Origin of the sequence: Paenibacillus pedocola, assembly GCF_031599675.1 — a bacterium.
Lineage (GTDB): Bacteria > Bacillota > Bacilli > Paenibacillales > Paenibacillaceae > Paenibacillus_AQ > Paenibacillus_AQ pedocola.
Map to the genome: position 1 here is coordinate 638391 of NZ_CP134223.1, position 23842 is coordinate 662232.

Genomic DNA, 23842 nt, shown 5'->3' on the forward strand with positions numbered 1-23842 from the left:
CAGAACCTTATTTTGCGCTTTCGTAACGTTTGCCGACTTCTTCCCAGTTAACTACATTCCAGAAAGCTTTGATGTAATCAGGGCGTTTGTTTTGGTAGTTCAGGTAGTAGGCATGCTCCCAAACGTCAAGGCCAAGGATTGGTGTTGCGCCTTCGCTGATCGGGTTGTCCTGGTTAGGTGTGCTTGTTACAGCCAGCTTGCCGTCTTTAACAACGAGCCAAGCCCAGCCGCTGCCGAAACGGGTAGTTGCTGCAGTAGCAAAATCTTCTTTGAATTTATCGAAGCCGCCCAGTTCGCTATCAATGGCTGCTGCGAGTGCGCCTGTTGGTGCGCCGCCGCCGTTTGGTCCAATTACTTCCCAGAACAAAGTGTGGTTAGCGTGTCCGCCGCCGTTGTTACGGACTGCAGTGCGGATCGCTTCAGGTACTGCGTTCAGGTCAGTGAGGAGTTCCTCGATGCTCTTGTCTTGCAGTTCAGGCGCCTTTTCCAGAGCAGCGTTCAGGTTCGTCACATAGGTGTTATGGTGTCTGTCGTGGTGAATTTCCATCGTCAATGCGTCGATGTGCGGTTCGAGAGCGTTGTTCGGATAAGGAAGTGCCGGTAATTGAAATGCCATGGAAAAATCCCTCCTGAGTTTATTAGAATTTGTATGATAAAGAATTTTGGCGGTCTTGACGTCAAAACCCCTTATGTCCGATGCGTCTTATGGGGTATGTATCCAATAAGATACTCTTATTAAACCGTATCTGGAACAATAATGCAACATTAAACAAACATAAATGTTTGTAAAGTAAATCCCTCTATTACCTGACCGGAAGTGTTAACGCTATGTTAAAAATATAGATTCCCCCGAAGTGTGAACATTTATACACGAAAAGTTACCTTTTAAAAGAAATTGTGTAAAGTTGTTCAATGAAAGCGCTTGATATAAAGCGCTTTCTAAAGAAAAATGATGATATCACCAGGAAAGTATGCTTTAATAGAGATAAAAGCAGGTATTCCTCGATTTTTGAACATTGAAGATGTTTCGGGCCGCTTAACATTCGGTTAATACTTCTTTAACCAGGAGAAAAATCTCTTCAGACGATGGATCCGGTAACTTCTTCGAAATCATCCATTGGGTTTTTCTTATGCTTTTTTTTCTTTGTTTACTGTTACGGGAACTCCTTCTTTTTGTTAAATTCTAAGCCATAGAAAAGGGAGATTTTAAAGAATGCACGTTCGTTCCTTTCAATTAAGCGACGTTACCCCTGTGACTGAATTGCTGCAGACCGCATTATCGGAAGAATGTTTCGAGAGCACGATCGAGCCTTTCTCCAGGCAGCTTTCTTGGGATTCCGATCTCATTGTAGTTGCTGAGGAAGAAGGAGAAATTGTTGGTGCGCTGATTGGTACGATCGAGAAGAACCATGGCTGTTATTTCCGCATTGCCATTCATCCCGATTACCGCCGCAGAGGAATTGGCAGAAGTTTGGTATCGGCGATGGAGAACAGGTTCCAGGCACGCAAGGTCAGCGGTATTTTTGTAGCCGTTGATGAGCATAACGCCTTTGCACTGCCGCTGTATGAAGCAATGGGTTATAACGAGGATCAAATCTTCAAATCAGTACGTAAGCTCAGCATCGTCGGATAACTTTCTTTGATTTCGGCGCGGCGAAAGCGGAAACATTTACTAGAATAGAGAACTATGACGACTTGCATAGTCTGTTCCATTATACTAAAGCATATCTTCCCGGTGTCCATTGCAAATGGCAGGGAGATATGCTTTTCTATTGTTACGGGCAAAAGTTTCAGCAGGGCCTTATTTATCATTTGAGGCAAGAAGGTGGCATATGAACGGGGAAATTGAAGGAGAATTCAAGCGTGGCCGCAAGCATAGATACCGCTCTGTCACCCATACCGGCTCCAGAAAAGGGCAGGGACCTAAATGGATAATCGATCTAAGGAACTGGCTCATCACTGCCGTAATTGTATTTGCAGTCATGTCCCTGCTTAATATATTTGTGTTCAATGTCTCGACCGTAATCGGCCACTCCATGCAGCCTACGCTGTATGAAGGGGAGAAGCTGGTCATTAATAAGATTACCCTTAGCTTTGCAGCCCCCGGACGGGGGGATGTTATTGTACTTCATGACCCCAGTACCGGGCCGGACCGTAAGGAATATCTGGTGAAGCGGGTGATCGGGATCCCGGGAGATATTATAGAAGTAAAAGAGCATCAGCTATACGTAAACGGTGAACTGGCGGATGAACCCTATATTGATACGGAGATTGAGGATTCCGATTTTCCGGCGCTGACGGTTGAGAAGGGGACCTATTTTGTTATGGGGGACAACCGCCATGCCGGAGCCAGCAAGGACAGCCGCTTTTTTGGACCTGTCCCGCTGTCATCCATCGTTGGAAAGGCCGAGTATATCTGGTGGCCTCTGTCTAAGCTGGGCTCATTGTAAGAATGGATAGTAAGGCCGTATAAATAAGAAGCAAGTAAAGGAGAAGGCGGAAATGAACAACAAAGCTCAGTCAGCATATGCCCCGCCGCTCTCCAAGTGGGAACATCTGAAGGCTGAAATTAAGGCGGCGGCACCTCAGCTTGGCATCGACGATATCGGGTTTGCTGCGGCCGACCCTTTTCTATATTTGAAAAACATTCTTCAGGAGCACAGGGATAAGGGGTATGAATCCGGCTTTGAAGAACCGGATCTGGATAAACGGACAGTCCCGGCGCTGAAGTCCGGTGAACCATTGTCTATTCTCGCAATTGCTGTAGCTTATCCCTCCAAAATGGAGAACCCGCCAAAGTCGGAACCCGGGGCGCGGCGCGGCATACTCGCCCGGGCCTCCTGGGGCCGTGACTATCACCATGTGCTGCGTGAGGCGCTGGAGAAGCTCGAAGGCTTCATCCGTGAACGCGTACCTGAGGCGGTAATGGAAAGCATGGTTGATACCGGCGTGCTGGTGGACCGGGCGGTAGCGGAACGGGCGGGAATCGGCTTCAGCGGCAAGAATTGCGCGATTATTTCTCCGAAATGGGGATCATGGATCTACCTGGGGGAGATGGTGACGAACATTCCTTTCCCTCCCGATGCTGCGGTTGAGGAAGGCTGCGGAGAGTGCACGAAATGTATTGATGCCTGTCCTACAGGTGCCCTGGTTGGACCGGGACAGCTTAACGCCCAGGCCTGCATCTCCTTTTTGACCCAGACCAAGGGGTTCCTGAGCGAGGAATACATGACGAAGATCGGCAACCGCCTGTACGGCTGCGATACCTGCCAGATTGTCTGCCCCAAAAACCGGGGCAAGAGCTGGAACCACCGTCCCGAGCTGCAGCCGGATCCGGAGGTTGTAAAGCCTCTGCTCCTGCCGATTCTTGAACTCAGTAACCGTGAATTCAAAGAAAAATTCGGCATGAGCTCGGCGGCCTGGCGCGGTAAGAAGCCGATCCAGCGGAATGCGGTTATTGCCCTTGGAAACTTCAAGGAGGCTGGCGCCGTTCCGAAGCTTACGGAGATTGTCCTGCGGGAAACCCGTCCGGAGATGCGCGGAACCGCAGCCTGGGCGCTGGGTAAGATCGGCGGCAGGGAGGCGCTGGAGGCTGTGGAACAGGCGCTGCAGGGTGAAGAGGTTGCCGAGGTGCGGGAGATGCTGATCAGGGCCCGGGATAAGCTGCTGAACCGGGGGGAGAAAGCCGATGAATAAGCTTACAGAGGCTAGTGCCGGCAACCGGACGGCGGTTTATTACGGTGAGCTGGTGGAATCGCCGATTGGTCCCTTGACGTTATGTGCAACAGACCTGGGGCTGTGCCTAATCAAGTTCGGGTCACTCGCAGAGACCCGGGAGAGTATGAATAAATGGCTCAAGCTGCAGGTCGGCGCAGTGGAATTAAGGCCTGATGAAGAGAAGCTTGCCGAAGCCAAACATCAGCTTACAGCGTATTTTGCCGGAGAGCTGCGGGAATTCACACTGCCGCTGGATATGCGCGGAACGCCGTTCCAGCGTCAGGTATGGGGAGCGCTGCTTACGATTCCCTACGGTGAATCGGCTACCTATAAAGAGATGGCGCTGGCGATCGGGAACCGGCAGGCGGTACGCGCAGTCGGCGGAGCGAATAACCGTAATCCCGTGCCGGTAATCGTGCCCTGCCACCGGGTAATCGGAGCCGCAGGTGCGCTTGTGGGCTATGCCGGAGGCCTGGCGGTTAAGAGCCGCCTGCTGGAGCTGGAAGCCGGGCAATCGGCACGGGACCAGACCGGGATCTATCTCTTTTAACTCATGGGATTTACCAATTGCTGTCCTGTTGTTGAAATGCTATGATAGAATCGCGTGCCCATTCGGGCAATGCCGACAAAAGAGTGCAGAGGTGGACTTTAGATGAATATTGCATTACCTATTATTACGCTTGTCGTAGGTCTGATCGGCGGATTTGCCATTGGTGTTTTCTATCTGCGCAGACAAATGACAACGATGCAGAATGATCCTGAAATGCTGCAAAAGGTTGCAAAACAAATGGGCTATAACCTGAACGGTAAGCAAATGCAGCGTGCCCAGCAAATGCTCAAAAACAATAATCAGCCTGGACGTGCTCCTGCTGCTAAAACAAAACAGGGCCGCAAAGGCAGATAAACGGTTCCGGATAAATGAGATAAACCGGACGGAAGGGGGAGGCTTCATGGGAGGCATCAAGGAATACGTGAACGGCAAAGTTTCGGCGAACCGTGAGCAGATCGAGTACCACGTTGCGAAAATATTGGAATTAATCGGAGAAGACACCAGCCGTGAAGGATTGCTGGAAACGCCGGCACGAGTCACGCGGATGTACGAGGAGATATTTGGCGGTTATTCAATAGATCCCCGCGAGGCGCTCGGTGTAACATTTGATGAGTCTCATGAAGAACTGGTCATTGTAAAAGATATCGTCTATTACAGCCAGTGTGAGCATCACATGGCCCCTTTCTTCGGCAAGGTGCATATCGGCTATGTTCCAAGCGGACATATTGCCGGGCTTAGCAAGCTGGCCCGGCTGGTGGAGGCTGTAAGCCGGCGCCTGCAGGTGCAGGAACGCATTACAGCGCAAATTGCGGACATTATGGTAGAGGTGCTGGGCCCGCATGGTGTGATGGTAGTTGTGGAGGGGGAACATCTGTGCATGTGCTCCCGCGGGGTGAAGAAACCCGGCAGCAAGACGGTAACCATGGCGACCAGAGGTTCTTTCCGTGAAGATGCTTCTGCACGCGCAGAGTTCCTGGCCTTGATTAAAGAATAGAGCGGATAAGGCATAAACCGGATTCGCATCAACTTAGGGAAGCCCGCCCGACACTACGGTGTTGGACGGGCTTTTTGGGTGCGCTTGGGAAGCGGCTGCTAGCGGCTAGACCGGAGCCTGCGGCACGATCAGCTTAATAGGGCTGCCACATCAGCTTGCGGGCTGCGGCATAACGCTCAGAGACGTAAGGCCAATTGACGACCTTCCACCAGTCTTTAATATAGCCCGCCCGGTCACTCTGGTGTTTAAGGTAATAGGCATGCTCCCAGACATCCAGAGCCAGCAGCGGAACCACATCCCATTGCGATAGATTCTGGTGCTTCTCAGCGGTCAGTATTTCCAGCCTGCGGCTGCGCGGGCTCCAGACGAGAATGGCCCAGCCGCCGCCTTCAACCTTACCCGCCGCTTCGCTGAACTGTGTCTTGAAGGCGTCATAGCTGCCGAAGCTGCGCTCAATGCCATCAAGCAGCGCTCCGGTGGGGCGTCCGCCGCCTTGAGGCGACATGACATTCCAGAAGATCGTATGCAGATAATGACCGGCACCGTTGAAGGCCAGCTCCCGTTCCCAATGCTTAACGAGGTCAAAATCACCGCTTTTACGGGCTTCTGCCAGCTTAATTTCCGCTTTGTTCAGTCCGTCTACATAGCTTTTGTGGTGTTTGTCATGATGGATAGTCATTGTCTTTTCATCAATGTAAGGCTCCAGTGCATTATAGGCATAGGGAAGCGGAGGCAAGGTGTGACCGCCGATAGGTACACTGCCCGTTTCTCGGGCTTCGGGCGGCGAAGCATTGAGCCCTGCCTGCTCCTGACCGCCCGGGCCGTCCGTCCTGTTATCCAAGGGGAGCGGAGCTGGCTGATCCACGGCTGCATTCCGCATGAGTCCGGCGACCTGTCCCGGGGTGTTCAGCGTTCCCAGCACAGCAAGGAAATACTCGGACTCGCGGATAATATGCAGGAGCACTGTTCCGGCAAGGGGCTGGGCCTTTACAGCTTTGCTTGCTTCCCGCAGGGCGTTCAGCTGGCGGATGAACTCGCGGGATTGGGCGCAGGAGGTGTGCACCAGCTGTTCCGTTTCGGCGGCAAGTGCTGGATGTCCGGCTGGTGAGGGGCCGAGCGAAGCTTCCAGCAGCCGCCGTGCGGCCTGCTCTGTAGCTCCAAAGACCACAGCCCATTCGTCCAGCAGTCTGACGTAAGGCTCCTCCAGGTTCGGAACAATCGCTTTGATGACCTCGGTATGCTCCTTCTCCTGGGTTTTCCAGAAAATAATTTCCTCGAGAATGCGCACAGGCAGCAGCGGCCCGTAGATATATAGCATTGCTGGCAGACCTCCCGTCATGATTCATTAACGCTTCAGTATATGAGCATAAAAGGGAGGTTATGAGAGTTAACGGGTACGGCGGGAGCGCCTGCTGACAAAAAAAGAATAACAAAAACGCACAGAGCCGTATTTTTCAATACACTCTGTGCGCTATTTCGCCTAAGGATTCAGTGATTATTTGCTTGCGGTCGATGTCTGGCTGTTCTCCTGAGATTTGGCCAGCTGGACATTGCCGAGAAAGGCGGAGACACGCCGCAGGTACTCGCGGGGATGCTCACGGAAGAGCAGCTCATGGTGGCTGTCTTCTATAATCCATGAATCGGAGTACGGATTGCTCTGGTTTGCTGCCAGCTCCTCCGCAATCGGATAAGGTGCCTTGTCATCCAGGGTGCCGTGCATGAACAGAATCGGGAAGGCATAGTCCTGTTTTTTTACCTTGGAATAGGGAATCTGATTCAGTCCTGTACCGTTCAGCACGGGAAACAGCATTTCCATAATCTCAAGAGAAGGCTGGCGTGGAAGGTTGATATTCTGCTTGATATTATGGTAGAGCGTGTCCGGCTCCAGCAGGAAGGTGCTGTCCAGAATCATCGCATCGACATCCTTCGTCACAAGTCCCGCCTGGAGTGCAGTTCCTGCACCCATCGAGAAGCCCCAGACGACGATCTCGCTGGCTCCCCTATCTTTGGCAAATTTTATGGCCCCGAGCAGCTGCTGGGATTCTTTTTTGCCGCCGGTTGCAATGTCCTTGTTAGTCTGGGAAGCAAAGCCGTAGTCGAACATGACAACATTGAAATTCAGGCTGTGCGCATAGTGTGCCAAGTCATACATCGGAACCCAGGTCTCTTCACGGTTGGCCCCGTACCCATGGCTGAAGACGATAGTCTTGGTGGCGCCTTCGGACGGAATGTACCAGCCCTGCATCGTACGGCTGCCATCCAGTGCAGGGAAGGTCACATCCTCATACTCCAGCCCTTTGGCGATCATAGGTGTGGAATAGAGAGGGGCTACCGTCGGATTGGACAGCACCCAGGCGATATAGGCATGGAGTGCAATGAAGCAGAAGACAAAAAAGAAAAATATCGACAATAAAAGCGCTACAACAATATGTTTAACGCGAATCATCCGCAGAGAAAGCTGGTGTGCTGCACCTGGCTTTTGCTTATCAGGCTTACGGGAGACAGGCGTGCCAGTTCGTGTAGTTGCCAGATCCATAACGTCCACTCCTAGAAAATAGTTCATATGTTTAATCGTAGGGTCATGGCCCGGCAATGTCAATGAATTCGCTCGTTTTGTAATCTAACTGTAAACTGGAACCCAAGCATTTCCGGACCTGTGAATATGCTGGACTTTCTTTGGACTTTTGCTCTAAGATAGAGTTGATTATGTAGAATAATGTAACCGGGTTTCATTTAATGAAACAGGTAAGGGGAGAACGCTGTGGAGGACCGTAAATTGACTGTTCGCGCCGTAGAACGTGCGCTGGATATATTGCTTTGCTTTACACAGGAGAGCGATTTAAGCCTGACGGAGATTGCCGCCAAAATTAGCCTGCATAAAAGCACAGTACACCGGCTGCTGACGACACTGGAGGAGAAGGGCTTTCTGCTGCGCAATGAAGCGACGGATAAATACCGGCTCGGTATCCGCATCTGGGAGCTGTCCACCCACCTGCCGACACTGGATGAACCGGCGGCACTGCTGCTCCCGGCAATGGAGCGGCTGCGTGACCAGCTCGGGGAGACGGTGAGCCTGTACTTGCGCGATGACCTGGAGCGTGTGCGCATCCAGGCAGTGCAGAGCCATCAGGCAATCCGGCGGGTAGCGCAGATTGGGGCCCGGCTGCCGCTGTCCGTAGGCGCCTCCAGCAAGGTGCTGGCGGCCTACGCGCCGCCTGAAGTACAGGTGCGTCTGCTGGCTGACTCCTCCTGGCCGGAGGCGGTCGACCGGAGCCTCTATCTGGAGCAGCTGAAGGAAATTACGCGCTGCGGCTATGCGACCAGCTTCGAGGAACGGGAGCCCGGAGCGGCTGCAGTGGCCGTACCGATCGTCGGACGCAGCGGTAAGGTGGTGGCAGCTCTGTCACTATCGGGGCCGGTCAGCCGGCTCTCCCGGGAGACGCTGGAGCAATACGCGGCCATTCTGACGGAAAATGCAGCCGAAATGGGCCTGATGATCGATTAAACAGGATTATTCGTTATAGGAACGTAAGATGAGGGTAAATAAAAGTAAAGCAAAGGTAAAGTGGGAGTAAATTGGAAATGGAGAATTTGTCTATATATGAGCTTTCGGTTGATTTTGGGTATGGGGTGATTCTATGAGTATGAAAGTGGGAATACCCGATTCTTTGATGGAGGAGATTCAGCAGCTTCAAGACACGTTTGGTGCTGTGATGAGTCAGGCTATTGTGCTTACCGATCAGGAAGGGGACATGATCACCCGTCCCACAATCACCGGAAAGTTCTACGGGGAAATGCTGGATTCCCTGCAGGGGTTCGAGCGGCCCTTTGGACCACCGCTGCACCGGCTGGGCCCGTTCTCACACCCTACCGTCTTGGAGGAGTGGATTCCGGGATTGAAGTACGTCGTCAGTCCGCTGGTTTCGGGGTATGGCCAGACTTACTATTTATGGTCAGGACTTTACATGGAGCAGGGAGCCAAGGAACAGGTGCTGGAACTTTTCGGGGCCCAAATGAAGCATCACCCCGAATATAAGCAGCTGCATGCGGAGCTTCTTGCTATGCCTGAGTATAGCCAGGAACGGATAGCGGAAATCAGGGAGAAATTAACGGTGCTTGGCAGTCTGCTGTGCAAGCTGTTCGCCGGCTGGGCGGTTAAACCGCAGGAAGAACGAAGCGGTATGATCATGACCCGGCTTCTGGGCAATCTGGAAGAAGATTTTCTGAATGTTGAAGCAGTACTGCAGATGCTGGCCGAGACGGCAGCGGGAGATTTGTATGCCCTTGCCATGGAAACGGACGATGGCCAATTTAAGGTGAAGTACGCTGCGGGAAAGGATGCCCGTCTGCTGCTGAATGCGGTTTTCCAGCAAGGGGACGGCTTTTTGGGTCAGGCTGCGCTGGGTAAGGAGCCTCGTCACTGGCAGGCTGTTTCCAAAGATCCGAGAGCGCTTTTTTTCACTCAGCTGGGACTGGAAATGCCGGACTATTTATCCTGTTATCCTGTTCGAATTAACAATGGCAAAAGAGCTCTTATGTTCACAGCCGGCACAGGAAGAAATAGCCTGGAGAGCGGGAGCGGGCACCAGGAGAGAATGATTGCTTCGCTTCTGGGGATCTCAGAGCGGGGAGAAGAGCTGCTGCGCCAGGTGCAGCTATGCAAAGAAGGTACACTATGGCTTAAGGAAGCGGCGGCACTGCTCCCGCAGAGCGGATCTTTGCATGAGCTGGGGGCACAGATACTTAATGTAGTGATGGGGCTGCCATTTTATCCGTCTTCTGTACTGGTCTACTTCCAGGATAAAGGATATCCTGCTAATACATATTTCGCCAGAGGATGGACGCCTGAGTCTGAAGCTTACTACATTCAGGAGCTGGAAGCCCGCTATTCCCCGCAATCTTTTCTGTCGTCAGCAATTTTTCACGAGACTGCCAAGGGATCCCTCCTGCTTGAATCTCCATTGATGTCCGGGAATGAATTCAGGGGAGTATTATCCGTTGGATTCAGGCAGCGGGAGGAAGCAGAGCGGTGGCTGACCCTGTTGGAGACTGTTGCTGCCCTGGCCGGAACGACCATATGTCTAATCGAGAAGGACGCCAGATATGTGAAGCAGTCAGAGGTGCTTCTGAGAAATTTACGCCAGTTTCTTCAGAATAACCACTCCTTATTGCAGAATCTCTCGCTGGATGTATCGGATATGGCCTGCACCTTTGCCCGCTTCCTCGGCCTTTCAGAAGCTGAATCGGAACAAGTTAAGCTGGCGGGTCTGCTGGCTCCGTTCCGGATTGAGCTTGTAGCGGAATACGGCTTTTTTAAGCCTGAGCTTATGGTGCTTAAACAGGTTGACCAATTGCCAGTCTGCCCTTCAGGAACGGGGAAGCCGGTCTTGCCGACAGTGGTTCAGGTGCTTGCACTTGTGCTTCACCATATCGGTGGACAGGCCGAGTCAGAAGAGCTTGAAGGTTCTCCGCAAAAGTGGATCGATCCGTCCAGGTTCCGCCTGAACTCTGCGGTGACCGCTGTGGTCGGGGATCAGCTGCTGTCTTCGTTTCAGTCTTTTCTGCGGAGTCATGAGGATTCACCGCCGAAGAAAAGGGTGATTACCGGGAAGAGGCTGCTGGACAGTGCAGCCCTGACGCTTCCAAAAGAAGAATGGGGCATATCTCCGCGTGAGGAAGAAGTGCTGGAGCTGATTGTGCACGGTAAGACGAACAAAGAAATCGCCAGCGCCCTATTCATTAGTGAGCATACGGTCAAGAACCATTTGAGCCGGATTTTTAATAAAATGAATGTGACAGACCGCTCACAAATTATCGCCTTGGTCTACAAGCGGATTTTGAGCTCGGAACGGATTGAGATCTAATAAAGAAACAGCCCCCGGTGCTCACAGAGCGCCGGGGGCTGTTTCTTTATTTCTGATTCAGTTGCGGTTAAGGCGGATTTATTCCACCGGCAGTGCTGTTTCCGAAGCTGTGGCATCAGCCAGCATCTGGCGGAGCACCGTCTGCAGAATGCCGCCGTTGCGGTAGTAATCAATGTCAACGGTACTGTCCAGCCGCGCAATGACCGGGAAGTCGAACTGTGTACCGTCTTCACGGGTAGCAGTGACGGTCAATTCCTGGCCCGGCAGCACGTTATTGTCAAGACCGGTGATGTTGAAGGTCTCGCGTCCGGTCAGCCCCATGCTGCTCCAGCCGTGGCCTTCCTGGAACTGCAGCGGAAGTACGCCCATGCCGACAAGGTTGCTGCGGTGAATCCGCTCGAAGCTCTCGGCGATGACGGCTTTGACGCCAAGCAGCAGCGTGCCTTTGGCTGCCCAGTCGCGTGAGCTGCCTGTGCCGTACTCCTTACCGGCAATAACGACGAGGTTCTGTCCAGCCGACTGGTACAGCATAGAAGCGTCATAGATGGACATGACTTCTTCACTTGGCAGGAAGGTGGTCACGCCGCCTTCTGTACCCGGAGCAACTGCATTGCGGATCCGGATGTTGGCGAATGTACCGCGCATCATGACCTCATGGTTTCCGCGGCGGGAGCCATAGGAGTTGAAGTCGGCGCGTTCTACACCGTGACCGCGCAGATATTCCCCGGCAGGGCCGGAAGTGGAGATATTGCCTGCAGGCGAGATGTGGTCCGTTGTAACGGAATCACCCAGCAGCGCCAGCACACGTGCATTGCTGATTTCTTTGATATCGCCGATGCCGTCAGCCAGATTCTCAAAGAATGGCGGGTTCTGAATGTAGGTAGAGTTATCATCCCATTCATACAGCTCGCCTTCCGGAACAGGAATTGAATTCCAGCGTTCGTTAGCGGTGAAGACATTCTCATATTTGCGGCGGAACATTTCCGGACTCAGGGAGAGACCGATAGCTTCGCGGATTTCAGCAGAAGTTGGCCAGATATCCTTCAGGAAGACAGGCTCTCCCTGCGGATCATAGCCGAGCGGCTCGGTCTGCAGGTCAATGTTAACCGTACCGGCCAGGGCGTAAGCGACAACGAGCGGCGGTGAGGCCAGATAGTTGGCCTTGACCTGGGCATGCACGCGGCCTTCAAAGTTACGGTTACCGGAGATTACAGCGGCTACTGTCATATCATGCTCTGAGATGGCCTGACTCACTTCGTCCGGCAGCGGACCAGAGTTACCGATACAGGTCGCGCAGCCGTATCCTGCCAGATAGAAGCCCAGGGCTTCCAGCGGCTTCAGCAGATCTGCCTTCTGCAGATATTCGGTAACCACAAGGGAACCCGGGGTCAAGCTGCTTTTCACGTATCCCGGTTTCGTGAGTCCGCGTTCTACAGCCTTTTTGGCGAGCAGCCCCGCTCCGAGCATAACACTTGGGTTGGAGGTGTTCGTGCAGCTGGTGATCGCGGCAATAACAACGGCTCCCGTGCCCATCTTGCTGGTGGTTCCGTTCTTATGCTGCACCTCAACAACCTCGGCAATCTTCTCATCGCTGAGGCCATATCCGCCTTTATCAACCGGTGTGCGGATAATCCCTTCGAAGTTCTCCTTCATATGTGTTAGCTCTACCCGGTCCTGCGGACGTTTCGGTCCGGCAAGGCTCGGAACAACGGAGGCCAGGTCAAGCTCGATAATGTCGCTGAACTGCGGATCAGGAGTATCGGCAGTGCGGAACATGCCCTGTGCCTTATAGTAATCCCCGACCAGTTCAACCAGTTCATCCGGACGGCCGGTGCTGCGCAGGTAAGCCAGCGTTTCGTCATCAACAGGGAAGAATCCGATTGTTGCACCATACTCAGGAGCCATATTAGCGACGGTTGCGCGGTCAGCCAGACTGATGTTGGCCAGACCCGGACCGTAGAATTCTACGAACTTGCCGACTACGCCCTTTTTACGGAGCATTTGGGTAACGGTCAGTGCCAGATCGGTTGCTGTAGCACCTTCTACCAGACTGCCGGTAAGCTTGAAGCCCACAACATCCGGTGTGACAAAATACAGCGGCTGCCCCAGCATCCCGGCTTCGGCTTCGATACCGCCGACACCCCAGCCGACGACGCCAAGGCCGTTGATCATGGTGGTATGGGAATCGGTGCCGACGAGGGAATCCGGATAGACTACCGTTTCACCGTCGACGGTTTTGGTTGTTGCAACCGAAGCCAGATACTCCAGGTTAACCTGATGCACGATTCCGGTTGCCGGCGGAACAGCGCGGAAGTTGTTGAACGCAGTCTGCGCCCAGCGCAGGAAGCGGTAACGTTCTTCATTCCGTTCGAATTCAACGTTCATATTATAATCGAGTGCATCAGCCGTGCCGAAAGCATCAACCATTACGGAGTGGTCAATAACAAGGTCTACGGGCACCAGCGGATTGATCTTCTTGGGATCGCCGCCTGCCTTCTTAACGGTGTCTCGCATGGCTGCCAGATCGACAACAACCGGAACACCGGTGAAATCCTGCAGGACGATCCGGGCAGGAATAAACGGAATTTCTTTATTGCGGTCGATGCCGCCGGACCAGCCGGCCAGCTGCTTAACATGTTCTTCGGTAATTGCCCGGCCGTCATATTGGCGGACAGCGGCCTCAAGTAATACTTTGATCGAAAAAGGCAGGGAGGAGATGTCGCCTGCACCTTGCTCTTCGAGGGAATTAAGATGATAGTAGCGATAAGTTTTGCCGCCTGACACCAGGCTCTTGGATAGCGAAAAATGGTCCTTGCTTGGCATATATGCGCCTCCTTGTTTCATCTGATGAAACTCCATTTCATATTGCGTATATCTAAAGTATAACGGTTACATAGAGGAGAGTAAAGTTTTTTTTGCGGATCATTCAGCCTAGTTTTGCCCTGCTGCGGGCCGTTTCACACAGGCTTTTCCGTCATATGGAAATAGAAGGAGGATATGAGGCAGGGGCTATTTTCCACCCCAATCAATCACTGCTGCAGGGAGTCCGTATCCAATCCCGGTTCCGGCCTGTTTCCGGCTGTATAGCTGCAGGGCTTCGCTCATATACATAGGACAGCAGCCAAATAGCGAAAGGCGGTCGTGAAATGGAGCAGGAATGGAAACAGAGTCTCTATGTTTATGTGGATCAGGAGAATAAGGGGCGGGTCGCTCCGGCGATTATGCCGGTTCATCACTCGGTCAAGGACAGCCGGTTTCTCAAAGCCCATGGCGAACGGTCCCGCCGCCTTGCGGAGTGGTATGACCGCCGGGGAATTACGCCGCTGCGCGGGGAGACCGGTGTCCGCACACTGCGGACCGTCCGGCAGAGCTCTGGCGAGGTTGTGGCCGATGTAGCCCTGCACAGCGCGTTTTATTATGAGAAGGGCGGAATCACGCACCGCGAGGATAAAATTGAATCGGAACGCCTGACCTTCGTCCGTACAGGGAAAAACTGGGAGATTGTGAACATTGAGCGTAGTGTGCCCGAGAGGAACCTCCTGCGAAGAGCGGCTGAAACGGAGCCGGCGCTGCGGATGTCCAAATGGGGGGAAGTCCTCCCTGCCCCGCGGCCGTCACAGCCGCTGCTGAGCCGCAAAGTGCAGCGCAGCATCAGCGGCGCAAAGGAGGTGCGCTACCGCCGGGAGGAGGCGGCTGCCTATGCCGACCGCTGGTGGAAAGACGGCAATCCGGAGTTTGAGGTTTTCGAGGTGGATTGCACGAATTACGTCTCCCAATGTCTCTTTGCAGGGGGAGCGCCTATCAACTATACTGGTAAAAGAGAAACGGGCTGGTGGTACAAAGGCTATAATGGAGCCCAGGAATGGTGGAGCTTTAGCTGGGCCGTGTCGGACAGCTTGGAACGTTATTTGAGCGGGCACCGGAGCAGCGGTCTCCGCGCTGAAGCCATGGAGCGTCCGGACCAGCTGAGTCTTGGCGACATCATCCAGTATGACTGGGACGGTAACGGCCATTACCAGCACAGCACCATTGTTACTGCTTTTGACGCTGAAGGGATGCCGCTGGTGAATGCCCGGACCGTCAGCAGCCGCCACCGCTATTGGGATTATCGTGATTCCTATGCATGGACCGACAGAACGGCCTACCGTTTTTTTCATATCGATGACTACTTATAATTCAGAAAGAGGTTAGGGCATGGGGAACATGAAATGTACCGTAGGACTGGTGTACGGAGGCAAATCCGGAGAGCATGAGGTATCGCTGCAGACGGCTTTTGCCGTCATGAACGCTTTTGACTACGATAAATATGAAATTATTCCATTCTATATTTCCAAGCAGGGGCTGTGGAAAGTGGGAGAGAAGCTGACTGCCCCTTATAGCGGGATTGAGCAGCTGAAGCTCTCTGAGGCAGCAGGAGATATGGGGACGGCTCTGAACACTGTATTCAGCGGGATTAGCGGGGGCGGGCAGGCGGTTGATGTCATGTTCCCGCTGCTGCATGGAACGAACGGGGAAGACGGCACAATTCAGGGATTATTTGAAATGGCGAATATCCCTTACATCGGTGCAGGCGTTCTGGCTTCATCCGCAGGTATGGATAAGGTAGTGATGAAGAAGCTGTTCGGCGAAGCGGGACTTGAGCAATGCGAGTATTGTTATTTCAGCGCCGGTGCATGGAAGCGTAAAAGCCATGAGCTGATCGTCGGTGTGGAGGATAAGCTCGGTTATCCGGTATTCGTCAAGCCGGCGAATCTGGGCTCGAGCGTAGGCATTTCCAAAGCTGTAGACAAAGAAAGTCTGGTTAAGGCTGTCGAATTTGCCCTCCGTTATGATACCAAGGTTATTATCGAGGAATTTGTTGATGCCCGTGAGGTAGAAGTTGCCGTGCTGGGTAATGAGGAGCCGGAAGCATCGGTTCCGGGTGAAATCGTCTCTTCTGGAGAATATTATGACTATGCGGCAAAATATATCGACGGCAAGTCGCAGATGCTGATCCCTGCCCCGCTGGATTCTGAAGTCGCCGACCGTCTGCGTGAAGCGGCACTGCAGGCTTTCCGGGCGATTGAGGGCAGCGGCATTACACGGGCAGACTTCTTCCTGCGCAAATCAGACGGCAAGATTCTGATCAATGAAGTAAATACGATGCCGGGCTTTACGCCCTTCAGCATGTATCCGCTGCTGTGGCGCGAAACCGGTGTGTCCTACCAGACGCTGCTGGACCGCATGATCGAGCTGGCGCTGGAGCGGTATCAGTTTAGACAGGGTCTCAAATACGACAACGAATAAATACAAAGCTAAGCGGCGGATTTCATCCGGCCGGGAAGGAGAATCGAAGCAATGGGATTTCAATCGGAATTCAATTCAGTCTGCAAATTCAAGAATGAGCAGGAGCTATACGAACTGCTGGAGTACGGGCGCACCAAAATGGTAAAGCAGGGCTTCCGCGTGTATCCTACCGGCCAGAAGGTCATTGCCTACACCCCTGAGAATGTGGCGGTGGCGATTGTGAAGATTTCCGCCTCGATTGCGGAGATTAATTTTCAGGGCAATGAAGTAACGGCGGTTGAGATGGATCTGGTACGCAAGCTGAATGAGGAAGAGTCACGGGTGCAGACTGCCCTTGCCTATGAAATGTTCTTCGGGGAAGAAGGATGATTGTCCGCTTCGGATATGTGGCCATGTCAACAGTCATCAAAGATTGCTCTCCCTCCAAGACCATGACCATGGCCAGCTTCAACAAGCTGGGGGACCGCGAAGCTGCGCTGCGGCGTCTGGAGCAGCTGGCGAAGATGAACCTGCATAATACGCTGCGTCTCTTGAAGCATAACGTCGGCTCGGATATTAAGGTGTACCGGCTGACGTCCAAGCTGATCCCGCTCGCGACGCATCCCGACTTGCAGGACTGGAACCCTTTTGCGGCGCTGGCTGAGGAGTTTGCTGAAGTCGGTGAATATATTAAAAAGCACGGCCTCCGGGTCTCCTTTCACCCGGATCACTTCACCGTCCTGAGTACGCCGCGCCCCGAGGTGCTGGCCAGTTCCGTCCGTGATTTACAGCATCATACCGATATGCTCGATGCGCTGGGACTCGCTGCAACCGCCAAGAACAATATCCATATCGGCGGGGCTTACGGGGACAAGCCTGCAGCATCAGCACGGTTCAAAGAAAATTTCGCAGAGCTGCCGGCAAGGCTGCAGGAGCGGATGACGCTCGAGAATGATGATAAGACGTTCAACGCGCCAGAGACGCTGGAAGTCAGCCGTAGTCTGGGGCTGCCAATGGTGCTCGATATTCATCACCAGTGGGTGAACAATGAGGGCGAGCTGCCCTGGGAGCTGTGGCCGGATATCATGAAGACCTGGAAGAGTGAGCTTGCCCTGACGGATGTCCGGCCCGGTGAACTGCTTCCGCCCAAAATCCATGTCTCCAGCCCCCGCAGCCCCTCTGATCCCCGCAGCCATGCGGACGGGGTTGAGCCTGCGCCGCTGCTTGCTTTTCTGAAGCGGATTGCGGCGGATACGCCTGCTGTCGATGTCATGATTGAAGCCAAATTAAAGGACGGTGCACTGTTCGGGCTGATGGATGCCATGAAGGAGCTGGCGGAAGCCGGTAACGGGATTACGGTGCTGGATGGAGCAAGTGTAAATATTGAACCCTAGATAAGACTTGATAAGTATTCTGAAATAGGGTACGTTGAATGAAACTTAAGCAGCAGGAAGTGCGCTTAATAGCAGTGTTTCACGGGAGAGCGATCAAGTTCAAGAAAGCGGAGTGAAGAGATGAATCCTTTAAATCCTGATAACCGGAACGAACGGGAGCCCTATGTAGTAACGAGCAAGGGGTATACGGCAGCGGCAATCAACGCTGCGGCCAAGGCGGGGGAATGGATCAAGAGCAGACAGGGACAAGTGAAGGAACTGGGCAGCAAGACGTCGGCGCAGGATCTGGTTACTGAAGTAGATAAAGGTGTGGAGCAGATGATCCGGCGGCTGATCCTGACCCATTATCCCGACCATGCCATTCTTGGGGAAGAAGGCGTTATGCCGGGTGCGGACGCGGTTACAGCCGCTCTAGAGGAAGGGCGGAAGCATGAATACCTGTGGATTGTAGACCCGATTGACGGAACGACCAATTTCGTACACGGCTTTCCCTTCTATTGTGTTTCCATTGCACTTGCAATCAAGGGAGAACTGTCTGTAGGGGTTATTTACGACCCGATCCGTGACGAGATGTTTGTTGCCGAGAAGGGCAAAGGGGCTTACATGCACGGGATTCCTACCTCCGTGTCCAGTGAGACGGAGCCGGGAAGCAGCCTCATCGCTATGGGCTTCCCGCCGGACCGAACCTTCGCCCAGCCGGCCAACATGGCCGGCCTGCAGCAGATTCTGCCGCAGGTTCGCGGAATCCGCGCCGGAGGATCGGCGGCCCTGCATCTGGCCTATGTCGCAGCAGGCCGGGTAGACGGCTACTGGGAGGTCGGCCTAAGCCCATGGGATTGCGCCGCAGGTGTCCTGCTGGTGCTTGAATCCGGAGGCAAAGTGACCGATACGCTGGGCAGTCCTTATGATATTGGTACACGCCATGTAGTGGCGAGCAACGGATATATTCATGATTTCCTGGTTTCAGCGCTGAAGGAAGCGGAAGCAACGGGACATAAGCGTTAAGGAGGCAGCCAAGGCATGGGCGATAATGATGATTTGGAGCGTAAGCTGAGCGAATTGCTGCAGGAAGGCGAAATGGAACAGGGTGACCGTAAGGCTAAGGAAATCCGCCAGATTTCGCCCAAATACGAGATCAGGATCCAGACTACGCTTGATCCTATCGTGGAAGAAACCCTGCGGTACCGCAAGATCGCTTATGAGCTGGATGACCGTTACGACAAATATCTGGAGCGTTCGGGCAAAAGCCTTAACCCGCAGCAGGAGAAGGCCAAAGGACAGCCTGCTGAGCCCGGAAACAGACAATAATAGAGCGTTGATGGTAATGGAGCGGTTTCTCAAATAATGGGAAGCCGCTTCTTTGCGGGAGGCGGGTCAAATGTTAGAATGGAATTATATTAATGTAGGAGGGATACGATGCTGATGGCATGGAAAAAGATTGTGGCTGCCGGAACAAGCGGCATGCTTTTGATAACGCTGCTGCTTAGCACAGCTATAGGATCCGTTGATGCGGCTGACGCGGCAGCAGTACAAGGAGCAGAGCAGGATGTCTTTCGCATCGTGGCGTTGGGAGATTCCGTAACTGCCGGGTATGAACCGGGAATGACGGACCCGAATACCAAACCTTACGGATATGCTGAAAGACTGCTGGAACAGGGCTGGTATCACGGAAGAAGCACACTCAGCAATTACGGAATACTGGGGCTGACCTCATCGGGACTGCTTAACTATACAGTAGCCATTAAGGACGGCACGGCCACTACGCCGGATGGTATACAGGCCGCACTGCGTGATCCCCGGATCAGCCAGTTTGCCGCGCTGACACCGCAAATCAAGACGGAGCTTGAGGCAGCGGACCTGATTACAATTACAATCGGAGGAAATGATGTCAGCAGCCTCTTTCTGAATGTGAAGGAAATGGCCACTGCGGACTTTGATGCTCAGCTGGAACAGCGTTTGGCGGCCTACGGCACGAACGTGAAGACTGCGCTGGAGAATATACGTGCTGTCAATCCGGCTGCGACCATTCTGCTGGCTGATCAATATCAGCCCGCTCCCAAAATTGCGCTTGGCGCGAATTATACTACGCTGATGAGCGCTGCGGAGCGCTTTACCGGAGTAGTGGATAGCATCACGGCAAGCCTGAATAAAGCAGAAGCCCCTGTGCTGACAGCCCATATTGCCGCACAATTCGCGGGAGTGGAGGCCTCCCTGACCCATATTATCGGCGCGGGTGCAGCGGATTTTCATCCAACCCAGCTGGGATATGAGAAGATTGCCCGGGTCTTTGCCGAGCTGGTGTGGGGCGAGTACCGGACACCTGCTGTCCCTGCAATGACGACTGCTAACGCTACTGCACCAATGTCCATTGTGGTAAAGGGTGTAGAGCTCAATACGCCGAATAAGCCGATTTTGAAGAACGGACAGAACTTTTTGGCGCTCAAGGATATCCTGAATGCCGTAGGCGCTAACGGGAAATGGGACAATAAAACCTCCAGCGCTACAATTGTATATGGCGGTCGTACGGTCGTCATTACCATCGGCTCCAAGTTTATTAAGGTTAATGGTGTGAATCAGGCGATTGATACACCGGCATTTCTGCAAAAAGTCGGCAAAGAGGATAAAACCTATCTGCCGCTCGCTGCGCTCGCTACCGGACTTGGCTTTGATGTGAATTACAGCAGCAAACTGCGGACTGCATTTATAAACCCATAATCTGCATACAGCTATAAATGTAATTAATAATTAACCCTATTGGCAAAGGTGGATGAAATTCGTTGTCTAATGCAAAATATAAGGCGGAATATCTCATTACGATGGATGATATTGTGCGGGAAGGTGACCCCGTGCTCCGCACTGTAACAGAGCCGGTGAAGCTGCCCCTGGAAATTCAGGACCGGGAGGCGCTGGAGTGCATGCTGCAGTTTCTCAAAAACAGCCAGGACGCTGAGCTTTCCGCCAAATATAAACTACGCTCCGGTGTAGGCTTATCCGCCAACCAGATTGGCCTTACGCAGCGGATGTTCGTGATGTATCTGAAGGATGAGAACGGGAAAACGGTGGAGCATGCCTGGGTTAACCCGAAGATCATCAGCCATTCGGTGGCGATGGTGTATCTGCCTGAGAGCGAAGGCTGCCTGTCCGTTGACCGTCCGGTGCACGGGTTTGTACCGCGTTATGAGTCGGTGAAGGTAAAAGGCTATAACCTGGACGGCCAGGAGGTCGTCATGAAATTCAAGGGGTATCAGGCAATCATCATTCAGCATGAAATGGACCATCTGGACGGTATTATGTTTTACGACCGGATCAACCAGGAGAATCCGTTCAAGCTGCCGCAGGGGGTTGAAATCCGCAGCCTCTATGATCTGAAACAGTGAATACCGCACCAGAGAAGACCGCTATCCGGATCAGGATGGCGGTCTTTTAGCTTGCAGCTGATAGCCGTGAAAATAGTTAAAAATCTTTATAAAAAACAACCCGCTGCGCAGTAGCAGCGGGTTGTTCTCTAAAGTATAAAATTGCTGTTGGAACACCTATGCTTATTTCTCCGCAGCCATTGCCTGGAAGGAGGCCTCAGCCGCTTCCAGCGTAGCATCAATATCTGCATCGGTATGGGCTGTAGTCAGGAACCAGGCCTCATACTTGGACGGGGCAAGGTTGATGCCGCGGTCCAGCATATGGCGGAAGAAGCTGGCGAACATTTCGCCGTCCGTATCCTGAGCTTCTTCATAGTTCGTGATCGGGTGAGCACAGAAGTGGGTAGAGAATGCGCCGCGGATCCGGTTGATCGTCAGCGGAATGCCGTGACGGTCTGCGGAAGCCTGCAGGCCTTCGGTCAGGCGGATCGCAAGCCGCTCCATTTCCTCGTACACCCCTGCGCCCTGCAGTACTTCAAGACAGGCGATTCCTGCCGAGATGGAGGCCGGGTTGCCGGCCATGGTTCCGGCCTGATAAGCCGGTCCCAGCGGAGCAACCTGCTCCATGACATGCTTGCGGCCGCCGTAAGCACCGATCGGCAGACCGCCGCCGATAATCTTGCCAAGCGCAGTCAGGTCCGGGGTGATGTCTTCATGGTTATCAAGACCCGCATAGGTCTGGGTGGAGCCGTAGTGGAAGCGGAAAGCGGTGATCACCTCGTCGTAAATGACGAGGGAGCCGTTGTCGTGCGCCTGCTTGCACAGTCCTTCGAGAAAGCCCGGTTTAGGCATAACCATGCCGAAATTGCCGACGATCGGCTCGACCATAACAGCAGCAACATCCTCGCCCCACTTCTCCAGTGCCGCACGGAGGCTGTCCAGATCGTTGAACGGAACCGTAATGACCTCCTGGGCGATGCTGCCCGGTACACCGGCGCTGTCCGGGATGCCGAGAGTGGAAGGGCCGGAACCAGCGGCTACCAGTACCAGATCGGAATGTCCGTGATAGCAGCCGGCGAATTTAACGATTTTGCTGCGCTTCGTATAAGCGCGGGCTACACGGATGGTGGTCATAACGGCTTCCGTACCGGAGTTGACGAAGCGTACTTTATCCATCGAAGGGATAGCTTCCTTGAGCATCTTGGCCAGCTTGATTTCAAGCTGGGTGGGCGTTCCGTAGAGGAGGCCATTCTGTGCAGCTTCCGTAATCGCTGCTGTGATATGCGGATGGGCATGGCCGGTAATGATCGGGCCGTATGCCGCGAGGTAATCGATGTACTCGTTGCCGTCCTCATCCCAGAAGCGGGAGCCTCCGGCACGTTTCATGAATACCGGGGCGCCTCCGCCAACGGCTTTGAAGGAACGGGAGGGACTGTTAACGCCCCCGACAATATGCTGAAGAGCTTCCTCGTATAATTGCGCTGATGTGCTGCGGTTCATAATAGATCATCCTTTCATTTGTCCTCAGGGCAAGGGAACGGGCGAACAGCGATGGATATCGTTGTCCGCCCGTCCTTAGGCCGAGTAGGTGTAGTGCTTCACTAGTTTCCGCTTGTGGCTGATGGACTGCTCTCGGGAGAGGCTTCCGGTGATGCCGTCGGCTCGGGTGCAGTCATGGTATCCTGTACGAATTGCTTAAGCTCATCTTCGCTGCTGATGCCGATGACAGACGCGCCGCCGCTGGTCTTTTCTTCAGTCAGCAGTTCCATTGGCGGAATCTGTTCGCTGCCGCCCATCGAGCTGTCATAACCGACGCTAGCCAGCTTCCACATATCGTCAACCGACAGGTTCGTATCGATATACGGGGTAACCTGTGAGAGAATGCTTGGCAGCTTAATAATAGAAGTGGTACTGATTACCTTGTCAGCTACGGCTTTCAGGAAGCCGCGCTGGCGTTCCGTCCGGGTGAAATCGGAGGTAGCGTCATGACGGAAACGCACATATTGCAGTGCCATATTGCCGTCGAGATGCTGGAAGCCCTGTTTGAGATCGATGTCGTATTCAGGCCCGTCGGCTATGGTCTTGTAAACCATGTCCTTCTCGACCTCATAATCAATTCCGCCAACCGCATCCACCAGCTTAATGAAGCCTTGGAAATCGGTGTAGACATAGTATTGAATCGGGATACCGAGCAGGTCGCTGACCGTCTGCATCGCCGTATTGGGACCGTGGGTGATCGCTGTATTAATACGCTCCTTGTCATATCCGGGAATGTTCACGTAGGTATCGCGAAGAATGGAGAAAACATAGAATTTCTTCTTTACCGGATCAAGGGAGGCAACCAGCATCGTATCTGAGCGCGGGACTTCGCCTTTCTTCACTCCGCGCGCATCGACACCCATGAGGAGGATGTTTACGGGCTCGGTACCTTCCCATTTTGGGGGCTGAACGGCTTCAGCTGAAGGAGAGGGGACGGCTGCAAAAGGTGAAGCAGAGCCGGTTTTGTGTAAATTGTCCAGCTGGTTGTAGATAGAGGTGAAGTAAAAGATCGTCCCGCCGACAACTAGGAGGAGTATAATTGCCAGAGTCCAGAGCAGCGGTTTCTTTTTTGATTTGCCGGCTTTTGTTTGCCGGTTCTTTCTTGGTGGCATTTCGTTCTTCCTTTCGCATTCACATTGACTACATTATAATTTCTTTTAGGA

20 protein-coding genes and 1 pseudogene are annotated in these 23842 nt (G+C 53.3%); 15 read left to right on the forward strand and 6 right to left on the reverse strand.

Annotated elements, in window-relative coordinates:
• Window positions 1-7: 7 nt before the first annotated feature.
• A complete protein-coding gene (locus tag QU597_RS02840; RefSeq protein ID WP_054943040.1) occupies window positions 8-616 on the reverse strand; it encodes a superoxide dismutase in 609 nt (202 codons plus the stop codon).
• 597 nt (window positions 617-1213) lie between these two features.
• Here QU597_RS02840 and QU597_RS02845 point away from each other — a divergent pair.
• The 5 genes and pseudogenes from QU597_RS02845 to folE all read left to right on the forward strand — a co-directional run bounded on the left by QU597_RS02845 (window position 1214) and on the right by folE (window position 5261).
• Window positions 1214-1633 (forward strand): GNAT family N-acetyltransferase, encoded by a 420-nt coding sequence (locus tag QU597_RS02845; RefSeq protein ID WP_236335856.1) that lies wholly within the window; start codon window positions 1214-1216, stop codon window positions 1631-1633.
• Window positions 1634-1832: 199 nt separating this feature from the next.
• A complete protein-coding gene (lepB, locus tag QU597_RS02850; protein ID WP_310831279.1) occupies window positions 1833-2450 on the forward strand; it encodes a signal peptidase I in 618 nt (205 codons plus the stop codon).
• A 52-nt stretch (window positions 2451-2502) separates the two neighbouring features.
• Window positions 2503-4267, forward strand: a pseudogene (queG, locus tag QU597_RS02855) (tRNA epoxyqueuosine(34) reductase QueG).
• 102 nt (window positions 4268-4369) lie between these two features.
• A complete protein-coding gene (locus QU597_RS02860; protein WP_310831280.1) occupies window positions 4370-4621 on the forward strand; it encodes a YneF family protein in 252 nt (83 codons plus the stop codon).
• Window positions 4622-4667: 46 nt separating this feature from the next.
• Entirely contained in the window at window positions 4668-5261 is a 594-nt protein-coding gene (folE, locus tag QU597_RS02865) for a GTP cyclohydrolase I FolE (protein ID WP_236335864.1), read from the forward strand.
• 133 nt (window positions 5262-5394) lie between these two features.
• Here folE and QU597_RS02870 read toward each other — a convergent pair whose 3' ends face one another.
• Together QU597_RS02870 and QU597_RS02875 are read right to left on the reverse strand one after the other, a co-directional pair.
• On the reverse strand, window positions 5395-6579 hold the full coding sequence (locus QU597_RS02870; protein ID WP_310831281.1) for a Fe-Mn family superoxide dismutase: 1185 nt from the start codon (window positions 6577-6579) through the stop codon (window positions 5395-5397).
• A 177-nt stretch (window positions 6580-6756) separates the two neighbouring features.
• A complete protein-coding gene (locus tag QU597_RS02875; RefSeq protein ID WP_310831282.1) occupies window positions 6757-7797 on the reverse strand; it encodes an alpha/beta hydrolase in 1041 nt (346 codons plus the stop codon).
• 225 nt (window positions 7798-8022) lie between these two features.
• Here QU597_RS02875 and QU597_RS02880 point away from each other — a divergent pair, with 225 nt between their 5' ends.
• Together QU597_RS02880 and QU597_RS02885 are read left to right on the forward strand one after the other, a co-directional pair.
• Window positions 8023-8766, forward strand: a complete 744-nt coding sequence (locus tag QU597_RS02880; RefSeq protein ID WP_310831283.1) for an IclR family transcriptional regulator — start codon at window positions 8023-8025, stop codon at window positions 8764-8766.
• Window positions 8767-8899: 133 nt separating this feature from the next.
• The gene (locus QU597_RS02885) at window positions 8900-11125 is read left to right on the forward strand and encodes a response regulator transcription factor (protein ID WP_310831284.1); all 2226 of its coding nucleotides are present in this window, start codon (window positions 8900-8902) and stop codon (window positions 11123-11125) included.
• A 78-nt stretch (window positions 11126-11203) separates the two neighbouring features.
• On the opposite strand, the gene acnA is transcribed toward QU597_RS02885, so the two are convergent.
• A complete protein-coding gene (acnA, locus tag QU597_RS02890) occupies window positions 11204-13948 on the reverse strand; it encodes an aconitate hydratase AcnA (protein ID WP_310831285.1) in 2745 nt (914 codons plus the stop codon).
• A 323-nt stretch (window positions 13949-14271) separates the two neighbouring features.
• Between acnA and QU597_RS02895 the strand changes: the two genes are divergently transcribed.
• The 8 genes from QU597_RS02895 to def all read left to right on the forward strand — a co-directional run bounded on the left by QU597_RS02895 (window position 14272) and on the right by def (window position 21161).
• Window positions 14272-15300, forward strand: a complete 1029-nt coding sequence (locus QU597_RS02895; protein WP_310831286.1) for an amidase domain-containing protein — start codon at window positions 14272-14274, stop codon at window positions 15298-15300.
• 19 nt (window positions 15301-15319) lie between these two features.
• The gene (locus tag QU597_RS02900) at window positions 15320-16411 is read left to right on the forward strand and encodes a D-alanine--D-alanine ligase (protein ID WP_310831287.1); all 1092 of its coding nucleotides are present in this window, start codon (window positions 15320-15322) and stop codon (window positions 16409-16411) included.
• A gap of 51 nt (window positions 16412-16462) precedes the next feature.
• The gene (locus QU597_RS02905; RefSeq protein WP_036723794.1) at window positions 16463-16780 is read left to right on the forward strand and encodes a hypothetical protein; all 318 of its coding nucleotides are present in this window, start codon (window positions 16463-16465) and stop codon (window positions 16778-16780) included.
• Complete coding sequence (gene uvsE / locus QU597_RS02910; RefSeq protein WP_310831288.1) at window positions 16777-17784, forward strand: UV DNA damage repair endonuclease UvsE; 1008 nt, start codon at window positions 16777-16779, stop codon at window positions 17782-17784. The genes QU597_RS02905 and uvsE overlap by 4 nt, the downstream gene beginning before the upstream one ends.
• A gap of 120 nt (window positions 17785-17904) precedes the next feature.
• Entirely contained in the window at window positions 17905-18789 is an 885-nt protein-coding gene (locus QU597_RS02915; protein WP_310831289.1) for an inositol monophosphatase family protein, read from the forward strand.
• Between the two features lie 15 nt (window positions 18790-18804).
• The gene (locus QU597_RS02920; RefSeq protein WP_310831290.1) at window positions 18805-19092 is read left to right on the forward strand and encodes a hypothetical protein; all 288 of its coding nucleotides are present in this window, start codon (window positions 18805-18807) and stop codon (window positions 19090-19092) included.
• Between the two features lie 108 nt (window positions 19093-19200).
• Window positions 19201-20499 carry a stalk domain-containing protein gene (locus tag QU597_RS02925; protein WP_310831291.1) on the forward strand — a complete coding sequence of 433 codons (1299 nt, stop codon included), beginning with the start codon at window positions 19201-19203 and terminating at the stop codon, window positions 20497-20499.
• Window positions 20500-20600: 101 nt separating this feature from the next.
• Window positions 20601-21161, forward strand: a complete 561-nt coding sequence (gene def, locus QU597_RS02930) for a peptide deformylase (RefSeq protein ID WP_310833213.1) — start codon at window positions 20601-20603, stop codon at window positions 21159-21161.
• A gap of 162 nt (window positions 21162-21323) precedes the next feature.
• Here the strand turns inward: def and QU597_RS02935 are convergent, their stop codons facing one another.
• Entirely contained in the window at window positions 21324-22640 is a 1317-nt protein-coding gene (locus QU597_RS02935) for a glutamate-1-semialdehyde 2,1-aminomutase (RefSeq protein ID WP_310831292.1), read from the reverse strand.
• A gap of 101 nt (window positions 22641-22741) precedes the next feature.
• Window positions 22742-23791 carry an LCP family protein gene (locus QU597_RS02940; protein WP_310831293.1) on the reverse strand — a complete coding sequence of 350 codons (1050 nt, stop codon included), beginning with the start codon at window positions 23789-23791 and terminating at the stop codon, window positions 22742-22744.
• Between the last annotated feature and the right edge of the window lie 51 nt (window positions 23792-23842).

Excerpts from the sequence above, each read along its gene's own strand:
- QU597_RS02885 (WP_310831284.1), top strand. The coding sequence starts at position 8,900 with ATGAGTATGAAAGTGGGAATACCCGATTCTTTGATGGAGGAGATTCAG.
- QU597_RS02895 (WP_310831286.1), top strand. The coding sequence starts at position 14,272 with ATGGAGCAGGAATGGAAACAGAGTCTCTATGTTTATGTGGATCAGGAG.
- QU597_RS02915 (WP_310831289.1), top strand. The coding sequence starts at position 17,905 with ATGAATCCTTTAAATCCTGATAACCGGAACGAACGGGAGCCCTATGTA.
- lepB (WP_310831279.1), top strand. The coding sequence starts at position 1,833 with ATGAACGGGGAAATTGAAGGAGAATTCAAGCGTGGCCGCAAGCATAGA.
- QU597_RS02935 (WP_310831292.1), bottom strand. The coding sequence starts at position 22,640 with ATGAACCGCAGCACATCAGCGCAATTATACGAGGAAGCTCTTCAGCAT.
- QU597_RS02925 (WP_310831291.1), top strand. The coding sequence starts at position 19,201 with ATGCTGATGGCATGGAAAAAGATTGTGGCTGCCGGAACAAGCGGCATG.
- QU597_RS02870 (WP_310831281.1), bottom strand. The coding sequence starts at position 6,579 with ATGCTATATATCTACGGGCCGCTGCTGCCTGTGCGCATTCTCGAGGAA.
- QU597_RS02940 (WP_310831293.1), bottom strand. The coding sequence starts at position 23,791 with ATGCCACCAAGAAAGAACCGGCAAACAAAAGCCGGCAAATCAAAAAAG.
- def (WP_310833213.1), top strand. The coding sequence starts at position 20,601 with ATGGATGATATTGTGCGGGAAGGTGACCCCGTGCTCCGCACTGTAACA.
- acnA (WP_310831285.1), bottom strand. The coding sequence starts at position 13,948 with ATGCCAAGCAAGGACCATTTTTCGCTATCCAAGAGCCTGGTGTCAGGC.
- uvsE (WP_310831288.1), top strand. The coding sequence starts at position 16,777 with ATGATTGTCCGCTTCGGATATGTGGCCATGTCAACAGTCATCAAAGAT.
- QU597_RS02920 (WP_310831290.1), top strand. The coding sequence starts at position 18,805 with ATGGGCGATAATGATGATTTGGAGCGTAAGCTGAGCGAATTGCTGCAG.
- QU597_RS02845 (WP_236335856.1), top strand. The coding sequence starts at position 1,214 with ATGCACGTTCGTTCCTTTCAATTAAGCGACGTTACCCCTGTGACTGAA.
- QU597_RS02840 (WP_054943040.1), bottom strand. The coding sequence starts at position 616 with ATGGCATTTCAATTACCGGCACTTCCTTATCCGAACAACGCTCTCGAA.
- QU597_RS02900 (WP_310831287.1), top strand. The coding sequence starts at position 15,320 with ATGGGGAACATGAAATGTACCGTAGGACTGGTGTACGGAGGCAAATCC.
- QU597_RS02860 (WP_310831280.1), top strand. The coding sequence starts at position 4,370 with ATGAATATTGCATTACCTATTATTACGCTTGTCGTAGGTCTGATCGGC.
- folE (WP_236335864.1), top strand. The coding sequence starts at position 4,668 with ATGGGAGGCATCAAGGAATACGTGAACGGCAAAGTTTCGGCGAACCGT.
- QU597_RS02875 (WP_310831282.1), bottom strand. The coding sequence starts at position 7,797 with ATGGATCTGGCAACTACACGAACTGGCACGCCTGTCTCCCGTAAGCCT.
- QU597_RS02905 (WP_036723794.1), top strand. The coding sequence starts at position 16,463 with ATGGGATTTCAATCGGAATTCAATTCAGTCTGCAAATTCAAGAATGAG.